A 19,319-nucleotide genomic window follows, 5' to 3' on the forward strand; every position below is an offset into this window, starting at 1 on the left:
ATTTATATGAATTGACCCGGCAACTCATGTGTTGAAGACAGATTCCGGACCGATTACTAACTATGAGATGGGAGAGAACGATGAAAATAATGCAAAAGAGTCTACTCGGGATTTGTAAGCCAAGAATAAATATGATTTTAAGCCTGGTTGCGGGATTATCGGTATTTCTGTCGGTATCTCTTTATGCCCAGCAGCAAAACTCGGCGGCCGATTATATCAACCGCGGTAATCAATATTTTTCCGGGGGTAAACTAAATGAGGCCATTGCGGAATATACCCGGGCGATAGCTCTGGAACCGAATAACGCCGGGTTGATTCTCCAGCGCGGGATTGCCTATGGAATGAGCGGCGAACTCAGTAAATCTGTCGAGGATTTTTCGCACTCCATAGAGCTGGATCCTGCCGTTCCCGAAGCCTATTTCAGCCGGGCTCTGGCCTACGAACGGCTTGGCGAGAAGGATAAGGCTGTCGCTGATTACGGCAAAGCCATTGAGGTTGATCCCGGGTACGCCGAGGCCTATTACAACCGGGGGACGGTTTACAATAAAAAAGGTATGTATTCGGTAGCCATGGAGGATTATCAACAGGCTATCAGAATTCGACCGGATTATGCCAAGGCTTATTTCAATCTGGGCGTTTGCTACAGCGCCCTGGAGAATAATAATATGGCCCTGCGAAGTTATACCCGGGCGATCGAACTGCAACCCGAATTCAAAGATGCTTATTTCAATCGCGGTCGCGTTTATTATGATGAAAATAGATTCTATGAGGCGGTCGATGATTTTAAAAAAACGGTCAAAATAGACTCGACCGATGCCAATGGTTATTACAACCTGGCCGCCACTCTGGAATGGATTGACCGCAAAACCGAGGCCAAGGCGGCCTACCTGGAGTATATCCGGTTTGCTCCCCCGTCCGATTCGTCCCGGGTGCGGGCTTTGAAGGATAAACTGGAACAAATGAAAAAATAATCAGGATTCGATATCCGATCCGACCGGCTCAGATCAGACCGGCCGCAATTTCCCCCACCCTTTCCAGAAAACGTTCATCATCACGGGTGAAGGCGGCCGGGGTGTGTGAATCAATATCCAGTTCTCCCACCAGATGACCGTTTTTAAACAGCGGGACAACAATCTCGGAGCGGACATTAAGACTGCAGGACAAGTAGTTGCTTTCCCGGCTGACATCATCGACAATAAAAGTTTTCTCGGTTTCAGCTGCCTGACCGCAGATTCCCTGGCCGAAGGCAATTAGGGTATGTTCGGTGGGTTCGCCGGCAAAAGGACCGAGAATCAACTGGCGCTCTTTATCGGATGAAACCAGGTAAAACCCAACCCAGTCATAGCCGGGTAATTGGTCCTTAATTAACCGGCAAATTTTTTCCAATTTCGTACGATTCCGGCCCGGTACGGAAACAATTTTTTCTATTTCCCGAAAGAGGCCCGGGAAAATTTCTATTTTATTCATGATTGCTTTCCGACTTATTTTTTCCCTGTCTGAGGTTTTCCCAGTTATTCCAGACCTGACGAATATGGGGAATAGTGATCGAACCCCCCACCACCAGGCCGACTGCCAGGCACTCCTCAAGTTCCTGGTCGGTAATACCCTCCTCCCGGCATCGAATGACATGGTAGAGAATGCAATCGTCGCATCTTAAAACCAGTGAAGCGACCAGACCAAGCAGTTCCTTGGTTTTGGCCGGCAGGGCGCCATCGCTATAAGCCTGCCAGTCGAGATTGAAATATCTTTTAACGGTCGTTCCGGAATTTGCGAGAACCAGATCATTCAGCCTTTCCCGTTCTTTCCGGAAAATCTCGATTTTGTCATGGGCCATATGAACCCTCCGATTATTTATAGATAATTACGTTTTTCAATATTATTCCGAATACAGTTTTAAAAGGCAAACAATTTATCATCGTCCGGCCGATCAACCGGATAATCTTGTCGATATGCCGATTAACGAGCAGTTTACGGTTGACAAAGTGGGGAATGAAAATGTTTAATGAGGCATTAAGGAATTAAGATTGTTGAATCGTAATTGTCATGACCTCATAAATATTTTTCGGGGATAGATGGAAGAACTACCTAAAATATCGGTAATTATACCGATCCGAAATGAGGAAAAATATATTACCGCCACGCTGGGGTTTATTCTGAGTCAGGATTATCCTGCTGATAAGCTGGAAATTCTGGTGGTCGATGGCGAATCGGAAGACCGTTCCCGGGAGATTGTCGACGAAATAGCGGGACAGGATCACCGAGTAAGATTGTTGAATAATCCGGGGAGATTATCCTCGGCAGGGCGCAATGTCGGAGTCCGGATGGCGACTGGCGAGATTGTGACATTTATCGATGGCCACACTTATATCGACAATAATCAACTCCTGAAAAACATGGTCGAGCTGATGCGGACCCATAATCTGGAGATTCTCAGCCGGCCCCAGTTTCTGGAGACGCCGGATAATAACCATTTCCAGGGAGCGGTGGCGATTGCCCGGAAGTCGTTGATCGGTCATGGGCTGGATTCGACTATTTATACGGCGGATGATAAATTTGTCGATCCGGGAAGTTCCGGTGCCTCGTACCGGAGAGAGATATTTGATAAAATCGGGTATTATGATGAGATCTTCGATGCCTGCGAGGACGTTGAATTCAATTACCGCGCCTCTCGGGCCGGTTTTAAATCCTTCACTTCGTTAAAACTGGCGGTATATTATTATCCAAGAGAATCGTTGAGCGGTTTATTCCGCCAGATGAAGCGATATGGAATCGGGCGATACAGATTATTCCGAAAATTCCCCGGTTCGTTATCGGCGGGAACGCTGGCTCCGCTTCTTCTTACGGTCGGAATCCCATCGTTGGGCATCTGCGCGATTTTCATTCAACCTTTGATTTATTTGTTTATGGCGATTGTCGGTCTTTATATTCTCGGTATTCTGGGATGGTCACTGGGGGCGGCAATCCGGCATGGTATCAGATACTTTTTCCCCATACTCCTGATTTATCCTGCGATTCACACCGGGCTCGGTTTTGGATTCATACTGGAATTTTTTCGGACAATATTCGGGAAAGGAGCGCCATCAGATAGATGATTTTGTCAAGTTTGCCGGATTTGGTGTCGATTTCCCTAATATTGGGGTAATTGTTTAATAATGATTATTTATTGCAATTCCGGCGTTTAATTTTTGGATTGAGACAATTATGAGAACCATAGCCTTTTATTTTTTAATATTCGCCTGTATGTCAGGTATAATTTCGGCCGAAGCGCAGGAAACTCTATATCCCGATTCATTTGATATCAGCAGTCGTTATGCCATTAATGCCATAACCCTGGAGCTGGATGATACACTTATAATAAAAAGAACCATCGTCAATCATGAGGCCTTTTCTCTGACCGGATTATATTTTTCTGAAAATCTTCCGGTGGAATTTAAAATCGTCGACCAATCTGTCCGGAAAAACGGACAAGAGATAGACTATATATTTTCACAGGCCCAGTATAATCATGAAATTCCCGATCAAAATACCTTCTCCTGGATAATTGATTCTCTTGGAAATGGAAGCGGCTATTCCAATCCGGTCAATCCGGGGGACAGCCTGGAACTGGAGATTCGGATCACGAGTCAGGAATTGGGTGATTATATTCTACCGCTTCATAGTACTGTTTTTTACGGAAATAGCACCGGCTTTTTCTCGACCTCGAATGATATTGCGATTGATTTTGTCCTGTCTCTTGATGTCGATGATGACGGGGGCGAAAACGACTTGATTAATGCGGGGTATTTGCTGTCGAATTCATATCCCAATCCCTTTAACAGTACGGTTGTGATAAAATATGCCGGTTTCTCGATTTCACATAAACAGGCGATCTTCGAGGTTTTTGATATTCTGGGTCGAAATATTTTCAGGCAGAATTTCACTACGATGAATAATGAAGGTTTGCTGAACTGGGTTCCCGAGGAATCGATCGGTTCCGGGTTATATTTCTATGTCATGACCATCGGTGAAGAAAAAACGCGGGGTAAACTACTCCTTTTAAAATAGTCGTTTCTTGCAGAAATCAACCATTTCTTTCAATTACCAAATTCATATTTGCCTTTTTCCGAAGATGCCATTTGGCTTGACATTCAGGGGCTTTTATTGTTTTAATAACTATTCCCGAGAATGATAAGTTATGGGATCGAATTTGAAATACGTTAAAAGACTGGCGGTTACCGGGGGGGCCGGATTTGTCGGCTCTAATTTTCTGAGGCGGATGGTACCCGCTTATCCTGATTACCTTTTTATCAATATCGATTGTCTGACCTATGCCGGGAATCTGGCCAATCTCGATGAATTGAAAAATTATCCCAACTATCGGTTCGAAAAATTAAATATTCGTGATTATAGCCGGTTGGAAGAATGTTTTGTCCGTTATGACATTAATGCAATAATCCACCTCGCCGCCGAATCGCATGTTGACCGTTCGATTTTAAATCCAATTGATTTTGTAGGAACCAATATTATCGGGACGGCGAATCTTCTCGAACTGGCGAGGCAATATCCCGGTGATTTTCGGTTTCATCATATTTCGACGGATGAAGTTTACGGCTCGATTGAAGTCCCTGGATTAGCCGGAGAATGGTCGCCTTACCACCCGACCTCGCCCTACGCGGCCTCGAAGGCGGCCGCCGATCATCTGGTCGAGGCTTACCATAAAACATACAACCTGGATACGGTGATAACGATCTGTTCCAATAATTACGGTCCCTATCAGTTTCCGGAAAAAATAATTCCGCTGGTGATCAGAAATGCTATTGACGGTCTGGAGATACCGATATATGGCGACGGCAGAAATACGCGCGACTGGATTCATGTAAACGACCACTGCCGGGCCATCGAACGAGTATTCAGTGACGGGCGGTCGGGTGAAAAATACAACGCGGGAGTCGGAAATGGGATTGAAAATATTGATCTGGTAATAATGATATGCCATCTTCTGGATAAAAAGCTCGGCGGCGGGCCGCATGCGAAACTGATTAAAAAAGTGCCCGATCGACCGGGACATGACCGGCGTTATGCGCTTGATTCATCGAGGATAAGGAATGAATTGAACTGGGCCCCGGAGATTACTTTTGAGAAAGGTCTGGAGGATACTATTGACTGGTATCTGGAAAATAATAATTGGTTGAGGAGTTGTCTCTCCGGAGAATATATGAAGTACTATGAACGAAATTATCTTAATCGCTGAGAAAGGTATCAGGTGGGCGGCAATATAAGTAAGGGTATAATCCTGGCGGGAGGGAACGGCTCCCGGCTTTATCCGGTCACAAGAGTGATCTGCAAACAGTTATTGTCGATTTACGATAAACCCATGATTTATTATCCGCTGGCCACCCTGATGCAGTTCGGTATCCGGGACATTCTGATTATTTCGACACCCCAGGACATCGAGCATTTCCGTCGCCTATTCGGTGAAGGGCGGAATCTGGGGCTGGATATTTCGTATGCCGTTCAGGACAGGCCGGAAGGGATCGCCCAGGCATTTTTGATCGGCCGCGATTTTATCGGAACCGGCCCGGTGGCTCTTATTCTGGGAGATAATATTTTCTATGGTATTTCCGGGATTGCCCCGGAAATTGATCGTTTCCGCGCCGGGGCGCTGATTTTCGGCTATTTCATGCAACACCCGGAAAGATACGGGGTGATAGAGTACGATCTTGAAGGCAAGGTGATCGGAATAGAAGAGAAACCGAAAAAACCGAAGTCGAATTTCGCCGTAACCGGCTTTTATATCTATGATGCCGGAGTGATCGATATCGCCGCCGGACTCAAACCATCAAAACGGGGCGAACTCGAGATTACCGACGTCAATAACGCCTACCTGAAGCAGGGTCGTCTTAAAGTAGTAAAACTTGGGCGGGACGCCGCCTGGCTCGATACCGGAACCTATGAAAGTCTCCGCCATGCCGGAAATTTTGTGGCGGCTATTGAAAATCGACAAGGGATTAAGCTGGGATGTATCGAAGAGGTTGCTCTACAATGCGGCTTGGTTGAAATGGATCAATTTTGTGCACTTGTGGAAGATATGCCCGAAAACGAGTATAAGAATTACCTGATCGAAATTTTAACGGGGCAAGGGCATGCCCTCTAAAATTCTTGTAACCGGGGCGGCGGGTCTTCTGGGATCGGATCTGACCGCGTATTTTTCGGAAAAATACGATGTATATCCGGCGGGCCGGGAAGATTTCGATATTCGAGATTTTGCCGCGGCCGACAGGATTTTTACGAAATTCGAGCCGGATATCGTCCTGCATGCGGCGGCGCTGGCCGATGTCGATAAATGCGAAGCGGATGAGGAATTGGCTTATGGAGTCAACGCCGCCGGGACGGAGAATGTGGCTCGCTTATGCCATGATTATCGGGTCAGGATGATTTATTATTCGACCGATTATGTGTTCGATGGGAATAGCAGTCGGCCATATACCGAAAACGATCCGACCAATCCTATTAATATTTACGGGCGAAGCAAACTCGAAGGAGAAACGAGAGTGCTTTCGCTTCTGGATGGCGCAGTTGTTCTGAGAATCGCCTGGCTGTACAGCACCGGCAAGCGGGCTTTTATAAATAAATTGATCATGACGGGCCGGAAATATATGGATGAAAAAAAAGCCCGAAAAAATCCGGACCCGATAAAAGTGGCCGCCGATCAAATCGGATCGCCGACCTGGACCATGGAAATCGCCCGACAGACCGAGGTTGTTATAAAAAACAATCTTAAAGGCATTTTTCATTGTGCGGCCGGGGGAGAGTGTTCACGATACGAAATGGCCCGGATTTTATTCGAACATCTCGGCGGGGACGTAGCTTTGTCCGGTTGCACCCGGTCGGATTTTCCCTGGCGAGCCCCGCGGCCCGAATTTACCAGCCTGGAAAACAGGAATCTCGAAAAGCTGGGTTTGAATATTATGAAAAATTATAGAGAAGCTCTGAAAGAATTCCTGAATCGGAGAGGCGGTGATCGTGGAGATTAAATGTGATATCGCCGGAGTCATTATTAAACGATCCAAACGCTATGAAGACAAACGCGGCTGGTTAGCGGAGTTGTTTCGGGAAGATGAGTTGCCCGAAGGTTTCCGGCCCGCCATGGGCTATATTTCGATGACCCGGCCGGGACAGGTCCGCGGCCCCCATGAACATCGTTATCAAACCGATCATTTTACCTTTCTCGGAGGCGCCTTTTTTCTAGTTTATATGTGGGACAATCGGCCTGATTCCCCCGGGTTTGGAAGGCATTGCCGGATTGATATCGGAGTCGATGAGCTGATTACGCTGATAATTCCGCCGGGGGTGGTACACGCCTATAAGAATATCGGTTCGACCGAAGGATTAATTTTCAACACTCCCGACCGCCTTTACGCCGGCCGAAATAAAGCCGAAAAGCCGGATGAGATCAGGTATGAAGATTGTGATGACACCAATTTCATAATCGATGATTGATCCATGCGTCGGCCGTTGATTATTTCAGGAAGAATAATCGAAAGGCTATTTCCCGATTGGCAGGGCCTTATAGATATCCCCTGTGAATGTTCTTTCGAATTCATCGAGGTACAAAAGGCTGACTGAATCGGCTTTTGAGATAAAGCGGATGAAGGCCCGGTCGGTGGGACGGAAAGACAGCGAGGACAGCATCAGGTACAATTTGAATTCATAATCATTAGCTGTCTCACCGTAATTGGTAACATACCAGAAATCCATAACCTCCTGTTCCTGTTTGTAATCGATCCTGAAACGGGCGCCCTTAATTTTTCCGGCCGGTGTCGCAATAATCCTTGGTTCGATATTTTTGATCGACCAGCCGGAGCCGGGCAGGCAATTTCGCGGCGAGTGGGGACCGCCGATTCGATTATCCGAGGCGAAGTAATTCACGAACAGTTGCACCCTGGCACCAGCGCTGTTTTGATAGGATGCGGAAAAGAATTGGTCGGGACTCAAGATATCTATAATTGATTGATCAAGATTTTCTGTTTGTCCGATCCATCCGTTTTTCTCCAGTGGGATGGTTTCCAGGGCTGGAATCAAGGTTGATGACGGCCGATAATGCTTTATTGCAAAAGCAAAGGCAAAGGTTAAAAGCAAAGCAATCAGGATTATTGTGAAGGTTTTTTTCGCCACTGCAATATAGCTCCCAGTGCAATAATCATTATTAAGGCCACGATAAATACGATAACCCCCGATAATTCATGTAGAAAATTATCGGCGAATTTGGTGCTTATGGCATAAGCCCCGACGGCGGTAATGACCAGCCGGAAAATATTGGCAATAATTGAGATCGGGATGGCCATCAGGAAAAGAATAAGCCAGCCAAGGCGGCTTCTCATGGTCAAATAGCCATAAAGCGCCGCCAAAGCCATCAGAGTCACCAGGCTTCTCAGACCGCTGCAGGCTTCGGCAACCTCCAGGCTGTAATCGGGCAGGTGGATTATGTTTCCGGCTCCGACAGCCGGGACACCTATCAGGTTGAGCACAGACAGAGTGGTTCGGGTGGCAAAAAGCTGCATGGGGAAGGTGGCGGAATAATAAATCACGGCGGGAATGGGAATCATAAAAAGCAACATGAAAAAAGCGAACCAGATTTTTTTAAATCCCGGCAGGCCAATTCGACAAATCGTTAATCCGGTTATTATCAGGATTAACGATAGACGGATTGTGAAAAACTCACTGGCGGCGGTACCGGCAATTAAACCCAGACAGCCAAGGATTAGAGGGAAAAAGCCGACGTTCCCCTTTTGGGGCCGGCAAGATATTCCTTCCTTTTTTCTGAAAATGAGGTATATTGAAAGGGGAATAATTAAGAAACCGTGCGAATAATTGTTATCTCGAATCCAATCTGAAATCAGGTCCAGGATATTTCGCATGTTCGCGATAAGTGTCAGAAAAAGCAGAATATAGAAATATTTAAATGATTTTATATGCGAAGGTAGGCCGGTTAAGGTAATTTTCATTTTTTGTTGACAATTCGGTTACTATATAATTATTACCATCAATCATCCTCAGAAGAATTATATGGATAACAGAATTAAACTGCAATTAAATTTTTGAATGGAAGAATTGAATAAAAGGCCGGTACAGAATACACGAATATTTTTCCGCTATTCGGCATTGAATTAATTTATCCGGCCAGGGATGCGTTTAATACATTGATGAATTTCACTGGCTGATAAGGCAATCGAGCTTTATTCGAACCGGAATCGGCCGATAGTATTAAGGTAATCCTTGAGAGGATGGGAGAGAGTTGTCACGTTTTCAGCTTGCTGTTTCGACTTGGTGATTTATGAACCCGTTTTCCAGTAAAATTTCGTCAATTGTGTCGATTCTGGTGCATATTCCCAAAGGCGAATTTAAACATTTCCTCTACGAAGTGGGATTACATACTCCCGACTGGTTTTTCCGCTTCAATTCAGGGTATATATTCTCCACCGTCAGCCCGCGATTACCGGCTCGAAACAACAATAAGTATGAATATCAATTAGCCGCCCCCGAGGATTTTAAAGAGATAGAGAAATTTTCCGGGATTTCGGTAAAAGTCCAGGAGCAGAGAATAAAAAACGGCGACATGGCCTTTATTACCAAAGAAAAAGAGGATAATCACAGAATCGTCACAATCCAGTGGATTCATTGCGGTCCCTGCTTTATCCGTGGCTATGGCCTGATGCTGCCGATTGAGAAGGAATCGGCCTATTTTTATGGTGCTCTTTCGGCGGAAGATATAAGATATAAAGGGGTCTTTAACAGCGCCTTTCAAAATGTAATTGGGATTTTGAGGGCCCGTAATATCAGGAAATATTACGCCCTGGTGGAATTCTGGAATACCATCTCGAGAAATTATCATATTCGCAGTAATTTTGAGCCGGTGATGGCAGTGGATTTTATTAAGATATTTGGAATGAAAATCCTGTTTCAGAAGGAAATAAAAACCCGAAAAAGAAGCCTTCGTTTTGTGCCGGGCGTATCTTCAGGGATTCCAATTATTTAGTGTAATCGAAAGAGAGCCTGTCGGTTTATTGTCGGATTTTCTGCGTTTCCGGAGTCAATCGGACTGCATTAAATTCATGCGAGGACGGAATAAAAACTGGGGCCGGATATGAGAATTACCGATGAAAATACGGGATGGATGGTTATCTTGAATTGAAAATCGGACAACTCTGCCCGACGATATCCTGTTGTCCAATTATTGATTAGGTTCGATGCGTATTTTATAACGAGGCTTGCCTGGAGGAAAATATGTCCCATAAGGTGACCGGGCAAGAAATATAATTGGGAAAAGCCGGACATTCATTTTAACGCGGGCCATATATTATGAGTAAGGGTAATTCAATCGACAGACGGGAATTTATTCTAAAGATGGGTCGATTTTCATCGGCCGCCGTGGTCGGGAACGGCCTTTTCTCCTTCATATCTCTCTTGCCAAAAGCGGTCAAGGCCGATATTCTGGCCAACGTCTATGTGGCTAAGAACGGCACTCCGGCTGAAAATGTGGCCAAAGCATTCGATATGAGATTCGGCGGGATCGAGAATTTTATCGGTTCCGATGATGTTGTGGTTATTAATCCGAATGGCCAGTGGACCAATCAGGGGGGATCCAACTGCGAATGCTGTATGGGCTTAATTGACTTAATTCTTAATCGGCCGGGCGGCTTTTCCGGAGAAATTATTTTCACTGAATGCACGCAATCGGTTACGGCCGGTTACTGGACAGCCACCAGTTATGAACTTACCCGCAACGGCCCCTATAATTTCAATGATATGATCACCTATTATCATAATGCGGGGCATAATAATGTCAGCGGCGTCAGAATCTGGAGGAATAAAGAGGATTCAACCAATTGGCCGATTATCACCGGCCCCCAGCAGGGGCAGGGCTGGGTCAGGCTGGAGTGGGTTTCGCCAACCAACCAGAAATTCGGAATTCCCTATCCGATCATCCGTTCACCCTATTCCAACCGGCTGATTGATTTGAAAAACGGGGTTTATCATGATGGATATAGCGGTCAACCGGCACTGAAATTTATTAAGGTCCCAACCCTGAATAATCATGGCTACGAGGCGCAACAGGATTATGCCGGAGTGACGAGCGCCACCAAGTCATTTTTGGGCATTGCCGAGGTCGGCGGCTGGAGTTCCACGTGGGATTTTCACTGGAGCCTGCATGCCTATGGCGATCTTGGCGCGGAAGCGGTCGGGCAGGCCATCGGAGCCTGGATCAATAATGTCAGGAAACCCGATATCTTTTTGACATCGGCCGAATGGGTTGGCTGGGGATCAAGATTCGGTCCCGATGCTACTCAGGCGCGGACGGTGGCCCTGGGCGATGATCCGGTTTCTCTCGATTATTACATGTGCAAGAATGTCATGTATCCCATCTACCCGAATCAACCATATTTTGATCCCGATTACAATATCGCCTCGAATAATACTCGCCTGACTCTGAATGGCTGCCAGAGCCAGGGGATCGGAACTACCGATGGGGCGAGTATTGCCGCCTTTACATATGATTTTGATAATCCCACTATTTTCAAATTCGACATTGACCGGAAACTGAAGGCTTTTAAAGCCGGTCAGGCGACGGAACAGGAAATTCTCGATTTGATTGAAAGCTATTTCATGGGGAAATAAATGATTTCGAGAAGGGATATTCTCAAAATCCTTGGTTCCGCATCCGCAATGATTTATCTTCAGTCCTTGATGGGTTGTGCTTCCAAAAAAGCCGAAAAGAAATTCCCGGTTGAAGAAAGGGCTAAAATATGGAAGGCCGCCGGGAATAATCCGGAAGAAATCACCAGGCGGATGATAGACTCATTGGGAGGAATCGAAACCCTGGTCGATAAGGATGATATTATCGTTCTCAAGGTCAACAGCCAGTGGTGGAACCAGGGTATGACCAACACGGATGTCCTGAAGGCTTTCATAGATAACATTCTGGCGAGCGGGAATTTTACGGGTGAAATCATAATCGCCGATAATCACCAGGCCAAAAACATCAACAGCCGCGGCTGGACGACCGCCGAGCGGAACGGCCGATTCAATTATAATGAACTGGTCGAATATTTCAATGGCCGGGGTTTTTCCAACGTGACCAAATATCACTGGAACCCGGCCAGCGCCAATCCCACCCCTCTGCAACTTGACGGTTTCGGCGATGCCGTCCGTTCGCACCCTTCCGAAGGCGATGGATATATCTGGCCGAAAGATCTGTACTATGAATGTCCCTATGGCCATCGGAGCATGCTGGCTTACCCGGTGTTTACTTCAGCTTACAGCGGGACCACGGTTGATTTGAAAAACGGTGCATTCAGGGAAGGTGAATATACCGGGCAACCGGTGAAGTTTTTCAATTTTTCTGCCCTGAATCATCATAGCCGCTATGCGGGTGTGACGGCCTCTATAAAAAATTATATGGGGGTGGTCGATATGTCCTGCGGTTATCCGGCCCCCTATCCCGAAGGGACTTTCAATACCCATCATATCGGTGCCTCAGATCTTTTCCGTCTTCTGGCCAGGCACCAGAAAAGCCTGCATAATACACCCTTCTACTGGGATATTCTTTTGCATCCCTCGGTTTTCCGGTTTCGTTATACCGGCGGAGTCCTTGGGGCCTTTATGAAGAAAATCCGGCCGGCCGACATGCATTTTATAACGGCTGTTACCGTCGGGTGGGGATCCCGAACGGATGTTTCCATGGCTGCGAGAGCCAACACCCTTCTGGCTTCAAAAGACCCGGTGGCTCTTGACTACTGGGCTGCCTATAATATCTTGCTGAAAGCGGCTCTGGATGCAGAGGCGCCAGAGTATTTTACCCGGCTTATTGATCCCTCGATTAAGTCCGGGCCGTTATTTAATTTCCTGGAGGAATGCCGTAGAGAATTGGGCGGAACGACGAATCCCGACCTGATGGAATTAACTGAATGTTAATTCCTGCTTGATCCTATCCGCCAACATAAATTCGGAGAACCGGAAAAGGACTTCCTGTCGATGGCACGCTTTTTTGGGGAATTAGGTAAATTCAATTTTAATTATGTTCTGGATGCCATTTCGTGGCGCTTGCCGGATTGGTTGTTTTATTATGCCCGGACATATATCCTGTGCGCCGAAAAGCCAAAACTTATATATCAGGATTGCCGCGGTTATTTCTTGCGTTTTGCAGACACGTCCGATATCCCCCTGATAGAGGCTCTTGATATTTCCGAGCAACTAATAAGGGAACGGTTTGCTCATGGCGACCGGTGCCTGATTGCTGGCAAAGATGGTGTAATTCATACGATTAAATGGGCCTCACCGGGCAAGCGGTATATGAAATTGGTTGGCGCAATCCTGGATCCCGGAGAGAATGGAGTCATTTTTTATGGCGGTCAGACGGTGGAGGAATTCCGGAGGCATGGCTTGTATCGGGCCGCCTTTAATGAAATTTATAACCATTTTGCTTCGGAGAAAAGAACCAAGGTTTATGTGGGAGTTCATTCGTTGAATAAAATATCGTATGATATACATATCAGGATGAATTTCAAGCCAGTCGGAGAAGTTACACATTTTTCTTTATTCGGCCTGAAATTTACATATTATAAATACTGGCCTCATGCAGTGAGGAAATTTAATGTATTTATTAAAGTCCCACCTGAAGGCTTGTACTGGAATTAAATCTAAATTGATACCGCAAGTTTCTGACCCGAAAAGACCAGGTCGTTTATTGATTTGGACGGTGAAAAGGCGGATATGCGTTGTATAATTTCCCGGAGGAATGCCGAAGATAATTAAGTGGGAAAACTAATCCGAAAATTGTGCCATTGATTTATTGTCGATCATGGGTTGTTATTACTGATAGATAAAAGCCGGAGAACCGGACTGGAATTTCAGATCAATGACAGGCTTTTTTAAAGAACTGGCAAGTTTCAACTTTAATTATGTCCTGGATGCTGTTTCCTGGCGTCTGCCGGACTGGCTGTTTAAATATGTCCGGACATATCTTCTGTGTGCCGAAAGGCCGAAACTCCTATGCCGTAATTATGACAGTCATTTCATGCGTTTTGCAGATGTCGATGATATCCCGCTGATAGTTCCGCTCGGTATTTCCCGGAGGCTTATAAGGGAAAGACTGGACAATGGCGACCGGTGTTTGATTATGGGCAAGGATAATTCGGTTCATACCATAATCTGGGCCTCGCCGGGGAAAAGATATCTGAAAGTGGGAGGGGCAATACTGGATCCGGGAGACGACGGGGTCATTTTCTATGGAGGTTATACCGCCGAGGAAGTCAGGATGCTTGGTCTGTTCCCGACAGCCTTTAATGCAATTTACAATTCCTTTGTATCGGAGAAGAGAACCAGAGTATATGCCAGTATTCATTCGTTGAACCGCCTATCATATAAGACACATATCAGGATGAATTTCAAACCGGTTGGAGAAGCCACCCATTTTTCTCTGTTGGGATTGAAATTCACATATTATAAATACTGGCCTCACCGTGTTAAAAAATTCACTGTATTTATTAAAGTCCCTCCTGAAGGTCTTTTCTGGAATTAGAGCTGAATCAACGCTGTAAGTTTTTAACTTGCAAAGAATAGGCCGTTTTTTTAATTTAGACGCTGAAAAATTTATGGAAACCCGGTCTTATTCAATAATGATTCGATCAAAATTATAAGGGTATCCCGGTAACAGGGGAAATGGTCTTTAAACTGATAACAGATTTCGATGAATTCATGACTCTGCGGCAGCCATGGAATGAACTACTGGATAACTCGGATGTCAATCATGCCTTTATGCGGCATGAATGGTTTGAGTGCTGGATAAAGAATTTTTTGAATAACGGCCGGATGTCTCTGCAGACCGCCTGGATGGATGGTATTTTAATGGGGGTGGCGCCGTTGTATATTATTCGCCGCAAGCGCAAGGGTGTGCCATTCAAGATTAAATCATTCCTGAGAGCCAGTATTTCTCCTCGCTGTAATTTTATCCTCCATGATTCGATTGACCCAAATCCCTTTTTTGATTCTGTCCTGACGATCGGGAATTGGGATTTTATGGAGTTGATGAGTGTTGATCCCGGGCAAAAAACCACCCGGCGGTTTATTGAATATCTTGATTCCGAGCGAAATTATGTGGTCGAGAAGGGCATCCAATCCCCCTATGAAATATTGAATATGAACTGGGAAGCCTTTGAAAAAAGCCGCTCCAAGGGTAATCGCAAGAATTTCCGGAATTCGGTGAACCGGATGAAAAAATCCGGGGAATATACTATTATTAAATTGCAGAATCCGCAGGAATTCGAAAAGCACCATGAAGACCTGTTGTCGATTTCCTCCCGGAGTTGGAAGACCGAAGGCGGGACTGATCTGAAGACTGATTTCAAAATGGCATCATTCTATCGCGATCTGGGTCAGATCGGGGCCAGGGCCGGGTTTGTCACAGCCTATATTCTGGTCCTTAACGATATCCCGATAGCCTTCGATTATTATCTCAGTCATAACCATCGGCTGGTCGGGCTTCGCTGGGAATATGATGATGAATATCGATATCAAATGCCCGGGGTGGTGCTTCACGCCCACGTAATCCGGGATATTTTAAAGGACGGCCATAGCTGGGAACTGGATCTGGCCGGGATGGTTACCGAAGCCAAAACCGGTCTGGCCAAAGATATTCGGGGGCATGTGGATATTACCGTCGGGCGGCCGGGACTGAAGGGTGATCTGCTAATGTTTTTCAAAAAAAGACTGGTCGGCCGTCGGGCTATTAGCGAAAATATTCCTGTGGTCGAAGATTTATGAGAATTATTGATTTTATACGCCGGGCGATAAATCCTCTGGTGGCGGGCCGGTTTGATATCTTTTTTTGCCTGGCCACTCGTAAATTACCACCCTGGCTGGTAATTTATAATAAAGCCCTGGTTCTTCAAACCGAGAAATTAATCTTGCCCGATAAACGGCAGGAATCTATCAAAGTAAAAATCGCAACCCATGATGATATAAATGATATCATCAGAATCAGCTCCTGGAGTCGCGAAGATGCCGGGCGCTTGATCGATTCCGGAATAAAATTCTTCCTGGCCTCGATTGATGGTAATCCCCCGGCGGCCATAACCGGATTGGCTTACGGCCACTGCTATATAAGAGGCATGGGGTTCGAATTCGATATGGCTCCCGAAGAAGTCTATGGAGTGGGGACCATGGTCCTGACCGAATATCGGCGGAAAGGGCTTTATCTCGGATTGACTCATGCTGTTTCCGATTATTTGCGGGAAAATGGGATTAAGTACTATAATGTCCTTGTCGAAGTGACTAATGACCGTAATCTGGCTCTTCGGAATAAAATGGGTTTTAAAGAAATATTCACGGTAACCTTTATAAAACTGGCCTTCCTGAAGATAAATTATGTGAAAGGTCTCAAAGATAAGAAGAAATCATTTCGATTTTTCGTTAGAATTCCCCAAAATAACATAACAATCGTATAATTGATTTTTTAACATTCGGCTTGGAGATGAAAATTAGTCTTGTTTTTGATCCCCTCACCGTTCAATATTGAATAAAATCCGGCATCCGGGTCGGATTGTTGGTCGGCATGTATACCTGGCGGCGGGAAATCGAGATTTCGCGGAGGTTAATTGGGAATTATCAGTCATTTGAGAAATCTGATTTTGCGGGGCTGCCGGTATTTCGGCTTTTGGCGGTTGATGTTCTGGTTTCATAGAATTGTCCGTAGAAGATATCTGCTGATTATTTTCACTTTCCACAGGATTGTCCCGGGGGGAAAGGCCGGACTTTTTTATTCACCGTATGATAGAGGTTTCCCGCCCGAGGTTCTCGATAAAGCAATCACAACCATCAGGAAATATCTGAAAATAATAAAATACGATGATTTTGTGGAATGTGTTATCGGAGATAAAAAACTCGAAGCCGATTCCGCTCTTATTACTTTTGATGACGCCGATGGGGATTTTGACGAATATGCACTGCCGGTATTAAATAAACATGATGTCTGTTGCACTGTTTTCGTTCCCACCGGCTTTGTGGAAACCGGGAATTTATTCTGGCATGTCAGGATTTCGAACCTGATTCATAATTTGAATGATGATGACACGAGGATAAAAATCACCAACAATACCGGTCTTCCTGACTCGGTAAGAGAAATTTTCTCAGGGGGTATCCCTCCTGATTTACCCGGCAGGAAAGCTCTCTGTTATAAGTTGATTCTCGGTTTGAATAAGTTGCCAGATACTGAAATCAAGACCGTAATTGACATACTGGGGGAGATTATAGAAATCAAGAATAAACTGCCTATCGGGACTATGAATTGGGCACAACTTAAAAAAATATATGCCGAGGGTCACAGCCTGGAATCGCATTCGTTAACCCATCGAAAACTCGCCGGACTGAATAAGGATGAAGTCTACCGGGAATTGGTGGAATCGAAAGAGAAAATCGAGCGTGAAATCGGAAACGTGGTGACCGGGATATGTTACCCGGCCGGTTCCCATAGCGACATGGTGGCCGAACAGGCCGATCGGGCGGGGTATAAAATCGGTTTTACAACCAGACCGGGAATCTGCCGATATCCTTTGTATGAAGAGAATCGGTTTATGATTCCGAGAATCGACATATGCGATTACCGCGAATATGCCATGCATAAGATTCTGGGAATGATGGTTTTAAAGGAGTTATTTCGCTGACCAATGGAAAATCCGAAGCGATTACTGCTGAAAAATATAGTCTCCAACTGGGCCTCGATGGCGGTGTCGGTTGTTATCGGCTTTTTCTTAAGCCCCTTTCTTGTCCATAATCTGGGCAAAGCGGAGTATGGAATTCTGGCCCTGGTGATGTCGATAATCACGTACACCGAGTTTTTCGATGTCGGCATGAGACAGAGCCTGGCGAGATATTTGCCGAAATATTACGCCCTTAAAGATTATCTGAGCCTGAATAAACTTGTCAATTCCAGCGGAATGATATATACGGCCATCGCGACCCTGACGGTTATCGGAACTATCGTCATAGTGGTATTTTTCGTGGAGTTTTTTAAAGTCCCGGAAATGATGGTGAATGTTATGAAAATCACGCTCATCATCATGGGCGTCAACCAGGCCTTTAATTTTCTGATTATGCCGTGGACCGCCCTCGGACCGTTTCATCGCTACGATCTTCTCAACGGAACCAATATCGCCAAATCAATTTTGTCGGCCCTGGTCACGGTCTATTTCATTTCGAAAGGCTATGGTATCGTCACCATTGCCGTCATTACAATTATTTTCAGCTTTCTCTCGGGTATTGTCAGGGAACGCATGCAGCATAGCATTGTCCCCGAGATCCGATTCAAAATCGGATATATTGAGAAGGGTGTCATCCGCCAGTTGCTCGATTACGGCATTATCAGTTTTTTGATAGTCGTTTCCACGATTGTAATATTCAGTACCGATAATATCGTGGTCGGTTTTTTTCTCTCGGCCACGGCGGTGACATATTTCAGCATTGCGGGAACGCTGATTACTCATTTGCGGATGCTGGTGAATTCGATCGGGGTTCCGCTGGTTCCGGCCATCAGCCACCTGGATGCCTCCAGTAATCTCGATGAAATCTCGGCGCTTTATGAAAAGCTGACCAAATACCTGTATTATCTTACGATCAGTATCTGCCTGGGAATCCTGATTTTCGGCCGGCAGTTTATATACCTCTGGATGGGGCCTGATTTTGATCAAACCGTGACAATATTATATATTCTGGTTGTACCGGCAACCATATATCTTCCACAGATGATGGCCAATTCGGTTCTGCTGGGTATCGGGCGGCTTCGGCCCCTGCTTTATATCCTTGTCAGTGAAGCCCTCAGTAATATTATCCTGAGTGTTATACTGGTTCAAATAATGGGAATATACGGAGTGGCCTGGGGAACCGCGATTCCCCAGCTGATCATATACATTTTCATATACCCCAGAGTATTTTATAAAGCCATTCAAGGCAATCTGAAGAAGTTCTATCTTAACAGCCTGAAGATGATCTTAAGCAGTGTGATTTTCACCCTTCCGGTCGGACTGTCGGTTTCAAGGTTCATTCGGATTGAGGGGTGGCTCGGGTTTTTCATCAATATTTCGATCACCGGCGTATTTATATTTGCCGGTTTTGTAATGCTTGTCCTTAGTCCCGAGGATCGAGGACGGATTTTCCGCGGAAAATCCGTAAAAACAATGGTCAGCAATAAGGAATAGGGGATACAGGCGCGACTGGTATCGGTCATGGGATCTGATTATTCAAAAACTTATATCAGCTCAAAATCACTTTTTTATGGAATTTTAATATTT

Annotated in this window: 20 protein-coding genes; 16 read left to right on the forward strand and 4 right to left on the reverse strand. The window is 45.6% G+C overall.

Annotation, left to right across the window (positions count from 1 at the left end):
- Positions 1–80: 80 nt before the first annotated feature.
- Positions 81–971, forward strand: coding sequence for a tetratricopeptide repeat protein (locus tag JXQ28_03425; GenBank protein ID MBN2276780.1), 891 nt, complete (start codon positions 81–83; stop codon positions 969–971).
- Positions 972–999: 28 nt separating this feature from the next.
- Here JXQ28_03425 and JXQ28_03430 read toward each other — a convergent pair whose 3' ends face one another.
- Both JXQ28_03430 and JXQ28_03435 read right to left on the reverse strand, forming a co-directional pair.
- Positions 1,000–1,470, reverse strand: a complete 471-nt coding sequence (locus JXQ28_03430) for a GAF domain-containing protein (protein MBN2276781.1) — start codon at positions 1,468–1,470, stop codon at positions 1,000–1,002.
- Entirely contained in the window at positions 1,460–1,834 is a 375-nt protein-coding gene (locus JXQ28_03435; GenBank protein ID MBN2276782.1) for a carboxymuconolactone decarboxylase family protein, read from the reverse strand. The genes JXQ28_03430 and JXQ28_03435 overlap by 11 nt, the downstream gene beginning before the upstream one ends.
- 238 nt (positions 1,835–2,072) lie before the next feature.
- Here JXQ28_03435 and JXQ28_03440 point away from each other — a divergent pair, with 238 nt between their 5' ends.
- From JXQ28_03440 to JXQ28_03465, 6 genes are all read left to right on the forward strand, one after another.
- Positions 2,073–3,092 carry a glycosyltransferase family 2 protein gene (locus tag JXQ28_03440; protein ID MBN2276783.1) on the forward strand — a complete coding sequence of 340 codons (1,020 nt, stop codon included), beginning with the start codon at positions 2,073–2,075 and terminating at the stop codon, positions 3,090–3,092.
- Positions 3,093–3,201: 109 nt separating this feature from the next.
- A complete protein-coding gene (locus tag JXQ28_03445) occupies positions 3,202–4,044 on the forward strand; it encodes a T9SS type A sorting domain-containing protein (protein MBN2276784.1) in 843 nt (280 codons plus the stop codon).
- 130 nt (positions 4,045–4,174) lie between these two features.
- Positions 4,175–5,230, forward strand: coding sequence for a dTDP-glucose 4,6-dehydratase (gene rfbB / locus JXQ28_03450; protein MBN2276785.1), 1,056 nt, complete (start codon positions 4,175–4,177; stop codon positions 5,228–5,230).
- Between the two features lie 12 nt (positions 5,231–5,242).
- Positions 5,243–6,133, forward strand: a complete 891-nt coding sequence (gene rfbA / locus JXQ28_03455) for a glucose-1-phosphate thymidylyltransferase RfbA (protein ID MBN2276786.1) — start codon at positions 5,243–5,245, stop codon at positions 6,131–6,133.
- A complete protein-coding gene (gene rfbD, locus JXQ28_03460) occupies positions 6,123–7,013 on the forward strand; it encodes a dTDP-4-dehydrorhamnose reductase (protein MBN2276787.1) in 891 nt (296 codons plus the stop codon). The genes rfbA and rfbD overlap by 11 nt, the downstream gene beginning before the upstream one ends.
- Complete coding sequence (locus JXQ28_03465; protein MBN2276788.1) at positions 7,003–7,479, forward strand: dTDP-4-dehydrorhamnose 3,5-epimerase family protein; 477 nt, start codon at positions 7,003–7,005, stop codon at positions 7,477–7,479. The genes rfbD and JXQ28_03465 overlap by 11 nt, the downstream gene beginning before the upstream one ends.
- Before the next feature lie 45 nt (positions 7,480–7,524).
- Here the strand turns inward: JXQ28_03465 and JXQ28_03470 are convergent, their stop codons facing one another.
- Complete coding sequence (locus JXQ28_03470) at positions 7,525–8,154, reverse strand: EpsI family protein (protein ID MBN2276789.1); 630 nt, start codon at positions 8,152–8,154, stop codon at positions 7,525–7,527.
- Positions 8,130–8,897 carry an exosortase/archaeosortase family protein gene (locus JXQ28_03475; GenBank protein MBN2276790.1) on the reverse strand — a complete coding sequence of 256 codons (768 nt, stop codon included), beginning with the start codon at positions 8,895–8,897 and terminating at the stop codon, positions 8,130–8,132. Before JXQ28_03475 ends, JXQ28_03470 begins: the two co-directional genes overlap by 25 nt.
- A gap of 416 nt (positions 8,898–9,313) precedes the next feature.
- On the opposite strand from JXQ28_03475, the gene JXQ28_03480 reads away from it, so the two are divergent.
- The 9 genes from JXQ28_03480 (at position 9,314) to JXQ28_03520 (ending at position 19,226) form a co-directional block, all read left to right on the forward strand.
- Positions 9,314–10,015: a hypothetical protein gene (locus tag JXQ28_03480; protein MBN2276791.1), complete on the forward strand. Its 702-nt coding sequence runs from the start codon at positions 9,314–9,316 to the stop codon at positions 10,013–10,015.
- Positions 10,016–10,338: 323 nt separating this feature from the next.
- Positions 10,339–11,655: a hypothetical protein gene (locus JXQ28_03485; protein MBN2276792.1), complete on the forward strand. Its 1,317-nt coding sequence runs from the start codon at positions 10,339–10,341 to the stop codon at positions 11,653–11,655.
- Positions 11,656–12,951 (forward strand): DUF362 domain-containing protein, encoded by a 1,296-nt coding sequence (locus JXQ28_03490; GenBank protein MBN2276793.1) that lies wholly within the window; start codon positions 11,656–11,658, stop codon positions 12,949–12,951.
- A gap of 60 nt (positions 12,952–13,011) precedes the next feature.
- On the forward strand, positions 13,012–13,674 hold the full coding sequence (locus tag JXQ28_03495) for a hypothetical protein (GenBank protein MBN2276794.1): 663 nt from the start codon (positions 13,012–13,014) through the stop codon (positions 13,672–13,674).
- Positions 13,675–13,894: 220 nt separating this feature from the next.
- Positions 13,895–14,557 carry a hypothetical protein gene (locus JXQ28_03500; GenBank protein MBN2276795.1) on the forward strand — a complete coding sequence of 221 codons (663 nt, stop codon included), beginning with the start codon at positions 13,895–13,897 and terminating at the stop codon, positions 14,555–14,557.
- 140 nt (positions 14,558–14,697) lie between these two features.
- Entirely contained in the window at positions 14,698–15,798 is a 1,101-nt protein-coding gene (locus tag JXQ28_03505; GenBank protein ID MBN2276796.1) for a GNAT family N-acetyltransferase, read from the forward strand.
- The gene (locus JXQ28_03510) at positions 15,795–16,481 is read left to right on the forward strand and encodes a GNAT family N-acetyltransferase (protein MBN2276797.1); all 687 of its coding nucleotides are present in this window, start codon (positions 15,795–15,797) and stop codon (positions 16,479–16,481) included. Before JXQ28_03505 ends, JXQ28_03510 begins: the two co-directional genes overlap by 4 nt.
- Positions 16,482–16,700: 219 nt before the next feature.
- Entirely contained in the window at positions 16,701–17,696 is a 996-nt protein-coding gene (locus tag JXQ28_03515) for a polysaccharide deacetylase family protein (GenBank protein MBN2276798.1), read from the forward strand.
- Positions 17,697–17,699: 3 nt separating this feature from the next.
- Complete coding sequence (locus JXQ28_03520) at positions 17,700–19,226, forward strand: oligosaccharide flippase family protein (GenBank protein MBN2276799.1); 1,527 nt, start codon at positions 17,700–17,702, stop codon at positions 19,224–19,226.
- Positions 19,227–19,319 lie beyond the last annotated feature (93 nt).

It is taken from the genome of Candidatus Zixiibacteriota bacterium (assembly GCA_016933955.1).
GTDB lineage: Bacteria > Zixibacteria > MSB-5A5 > GN15 > PGXB01 > JAFGTT01.

Coding starts and splice junctions, on each gene's coding strand:
- JXQ28_03500 (MBN2276795.1), top strand. CDS start 13,895: ATGACAGGCTTTTTTAAAGAACTGGCAAGTTTCAACTTTAATTATGTC.
- JXQ28_03515 (MBN2276798.1), top strand. CDS start 16,701: ATGTTCTGGTTTCATAGAATTGTCCGTAGAAGATATCTGCTGATTATT.
- JXQ28_03485 (MBN2276792.1), top strand. CDS start 10,339: ATGAGTAAGGGTAATTCAATCGACAGACGGGAATTTATTCTAAAGATG.
- JXQ28_03475 (MBN2276790.1), bottom strand. CDS start 8,897: ATGCGAAATATCCTGGACCTGATTTCAGATTGGATTCGAGATAACAAT.
- JXQ28_03425 (MBN2276780.1), top strand. CDS start 81: ATGAAAATAATGCAAAAGAGTCTACTCGGGATTTGTAAGCCAAGAATA.
- JXQ28_03480 (MBN2276791.1), top strand. CDS start 9,314: ATGAACCCGTTTTCCAGTAAAATTTCGTCAATTGTGTCGATTCTGGTG.
- JXQ28_03435 (MBN2276782.1), bottom strand. CDS start 1,834: ATGGCCCATGACAAAATCGAGATTTTCCGGAAAGAACGGGAAAGGCTG.
- rfbD (MBN2276787.1), top strand. CDS start 6,123: ATGCCCTCTAAAATTCTTGTAACCGGGGCGGCGGGTCTTCTGGGATCG.
- JXQ28_03520 (MBN2276799.1), top strand. CDS start 17,700: ATGGAAAATCCGAAGCGATTACTGCTGAAAAATATAGTCTCCAACTGG.
- JXQ28_03445 (MBN2276784.1), top strand. CDS start 3,202: ATGAGAACCATAGCCTTTTATTTTTTAATATTCGCCTGTATGTCAGGT.
- JXQ28_03495 (MBN2276794.1), top strand. CDS start 13,012: ATGGCACGCTTTTTTGGGGAATTAGGTAAATTCAATTTTAATTATGTT.
- JXQ28_03490 (MBN2276793.1), top strand. CDS start 11,656: ATGATTTCGAGAAGGGATATTCTCAAAATCCTTGGTTCCGCATCCGCA.
- JXQ28_03510 (MBN2276797.1), top strand. CDS start 15,795: ATGAGAATTATTGATTTTATACGCCGGGCGATAAATCCTCTGGTGGCG.
- JXQ28_03505 (MBN2276796.1), top strand. CDS start 14,698: ATGGTCTTTAAACTGATAACAGATTTCGATGAATTCATGACTCTGCGG.
- rfbB (MBN2276785.1), top strand. CDS start 4,175: ATGGGATCGAATTTGAAATACGTTAAAAGACTGGCGGTTACCGGGGGG.
- JXQ28_03440 (MBN2276783.1), top strand. CDS start 2,073: ATGGAAGAACTACCTAAAATATCGGTAATTATACCGATCCGAAATGAG.